The 3327-nt window shown below is 55.9% G+C and carries 1 rRNA gene; it reads right to left on the reverse strand.

Annotation, left to right across the window (positions count from 1 at the left end):
• Positions 1–51 precede the first annotated feature (51 nt).
• Positions 52–3158, reverse strand: a 23S ribosomal RNA gene (locus tag ACT86A_RS27335).
• Positions 3159–3327: the final 169 nt, after the last annotated feature.

Consider the following 3327-nt stretch of genomic DNA (forward strand, 5'->3'; position numbering starts at 1 on the left):
GGTGTCTGTGTGTTGTTTCAGATACCGCACAGTGGACGCGTAGCAACCTTTGTTGGTAAGTCCTCGGCCGATTAGTACCGGTCACCTCCACACGTTACCGTGCTTCCAGTTCCAGCCTATCAACCCCATGGTCTGTAGGGGGCCTTAACCACTCAAAGGTGGAGAGAAACCTCATCTTGGAACAGGCTTCCCGCTTAGATGCTTTCAGCGGTTATCCCTTCCGAACGTAGCCAACCAGCCATGCCCCTGGCGGGACAACTGGCACACCAGAGGTTCGTCCGTCCCGGTCCTCTCGTACTAGGGACAGCCTTCCTCAAGTTTCTAACGCGCGCGGCGGATAGAGACCGAACTGTCTCACGACGTTCTAAACCCAGCTCGCGTGCCGCTTTAATGGGCGAACAGCCCAACCCTTGGGACCTACTCCAGCCCCAGGATGCGACGAGCCGACATCGAGGTGCCAAACCATCCCGTCGATATGGACTCTTGGGGAAGATCAGCCTGTTATCCCCGGGGTACCTTTTATCCGTTGAGCGACACCGCTTCCACATGCCGGTGCCGGATCACTAGTCCCGACTTTCGTCCCTGCTCGACCTGTCGGTCTCACAGTCAAGCCCCCTTGTGCACTTGCACTCGACACCTGATTGCCAACCAGGCTGAGGGAACCTTTGGGCGCCTCCGTTACATTTTAGGAGGCAACCGCCCCAGTTAAACTACCCACCAGGCACTGTCCCTGAACCAGATCATGGCCCGAGGTTAGAAGTCCAATACGACCAGAGTGGTATTTCAACGACGACTCCACGAACACTGGCGTGCCCGCTTCACAGTCTCCCACCTATCCTACACAAACCGTACCGAACACCAATACCAAGCTATAGTGAAGGTCCCGGGGTCTTTTCGTCCTGCCGCGCGTAACGAGCATCTTTACTCGTAATGCAATTTCGCCGAGTCTGTGGTTGAGACAGCAGAGAAGTCGTTACGCCATTCGTGCAGGTCGGAACTTACCCGACAAGGAATTTCGCTACCTTAGGATGGTTATAGTTACCACCGCCGTTTACCGGGGCTTAAATTCTCAGCTTCGCGTCCGAAAACGCTAACCGGTCCTCTTAACCTTCCGGCACCGGGCAGGCGTCAGTCCGTATACATCGTCTTACGACTTCGCACGGACCTGTGTTTTTAGTAAACAGTCGCTTCTCTCTGGTCTCTGCGACCCAACCCAGCTCCCACCGCAAAGGATGTTCACCAGACCGGGCCCTCCTTCTCCCGAAGTTACGGAGGTATTTTGCCGAGTTCCTTAACCACAGTTCTCTCGATCGCCTCGGTATTCTCTACCTGACCACCTGTGTCGGTTTGGGGTACGGGCCGTGTACCAACTCACTAGAGGCTTTTCTCGGCAGCATAGGATCACTGAATTCGCCTCAATCGGCTACGCATCACCTCTCAGGCACATGCTGTGCGGATTTGCCTACACAACGCCCTACAGGCTTACACCAGGTAATCCATCACCTGGCCCAGCTACCTTCCTGCGTCACCCCATCGCTTGACTACTACCACAGGGGTCCCATGCATCCCCCGCCAGCCACCCGAAGGCGGTCTATTGGGTTCAGGATGGTTAGCACCATGGATTCACCACTGGGCGCGGATACACGGGTACGGGAATATCAACCCGTTGTCCATCGACTACGCCTGTCGGCCTCGCCTTAGGTCCCGACTCACCCTGGGCGGATTAACCTGGCCCAGGAACCCTTGGTCATTCGGCGGACGAGTTTCTCACTCGTCTTTCGCTACTCATGCCTGCATTCTCACTCGCGCAGCCTCCACGACTGGATCACTCCGCCGCTTCCCTGGCTACACGACGCTCCCCTACCCATCCAGACTCCTGGCTCGAAAGCAAGATAATATCTGAATGCCGCGGCTTCGGCGGTGTACTTGAGCCCCGCTACATTGTCGGCGCAAAATCACTTGACCAGTGAGCTATTACGCACTCTTTCAAGGGTGGCTGCTTCTAAGCCAACCTCCTGGTTGTCTCTGCGACTCCACATCCTTTTCCACTTAGTACACGCTTAGGGGCCTTAGCCGGCGATCTGGGCTGTTTCCCTCTCGACTATGAAGCTTATCCCCCACAGTCTCACTGCCACGCTCTCACTCACCGGCATTCGGAGTTTGGCTGACTTCGGTAAGCTTGTAGGCCCCCTAGGCCATCCAGTAGCTCTACCTCCGGCGAGAAACACGCGACGCTGCACCTAAATGCATTTCGGGGAGAACCAGCTATCACGGAGTTTGATTGGCCTTTCACCCCTACCCACAGCTCATCCCCTCAGTTTTCAACCTAAGTGGGTTCGGGCCTCCACGACGTCTTACCGTCGCTTCACCCTGGCCATGGGTAGATCACTCCGCTTCGGGTCCATAGTGCGCGACTCAACCGCCCTATTCGGACTCGCTTTCGCTACGGCTACCCCACACGGGTTAACCTCGCCACACACCAATGACTCGCAGGCTCATTCTTCAAAAGGCACGCCATCACCCACAACAGGCTCTGACGGATTGTAAGCGCACGGTTTCAGGTACTATTTCACTCCCCTCCCGGGGTACTTTTCACCTTTCCCTCACGGTACTAGTCCGCTATCGGTCACCAGGGAGTATTCAGGCTTATCGGGTGGTCCCGACAGATTCACAGCAGATTTCACGGGCCCGCTGCTACTCGGGAACACTACACGACAGAGAACACGTTTTCGCCTACCGGACTCTCACCGTCTACGGTTGGCCATCCCAGACCAATTCGACTAACGCGCCCTTTTCTCACTGCCGCCTGCTTCGGCAGAAACAGGAAATAATGTCCCACAACCCCACATGGACAACGCCTGCCGGCTATCACATCCACACGGTTTAGCCTCCTCCGCTTTCGCTCGCCACTACTCACGGAATCACATATTGTTTTCTCTTCCTGTGGGTACTGAGATGTTTCACTTCCCCACGTTCCCGCCACACACCCTATATATTCAGGCGCGGGCGACACGACATCACTCGTGCCGGGTTTCCCCATTCGGACATCCTCGGATCACAGCTCGGTTGACAGCTCCCCGAGGCTTATCGCAGCCTCCTACGTCCTTCATCGGCTCCTGGTGCCAAGGCATCCACCGTACGCTCTTCAACACTTACAAACAAAGATGCTCGCGTCCACTGTGCAGTTCTCAAACAACACACCCGCCCGAACCACATTCCAAGACCAAACCAGCCGAAACCAGCGGTATCAAGGAGATCCGAACAGATCGTATCTTTCGCCTAGAAAGAAACACTCGCGTGTTCTCTCAGGACCCAACAGTGTGTCGA

The organism is Nocardia glycosmidis (genome assembly GCF_052545115.1).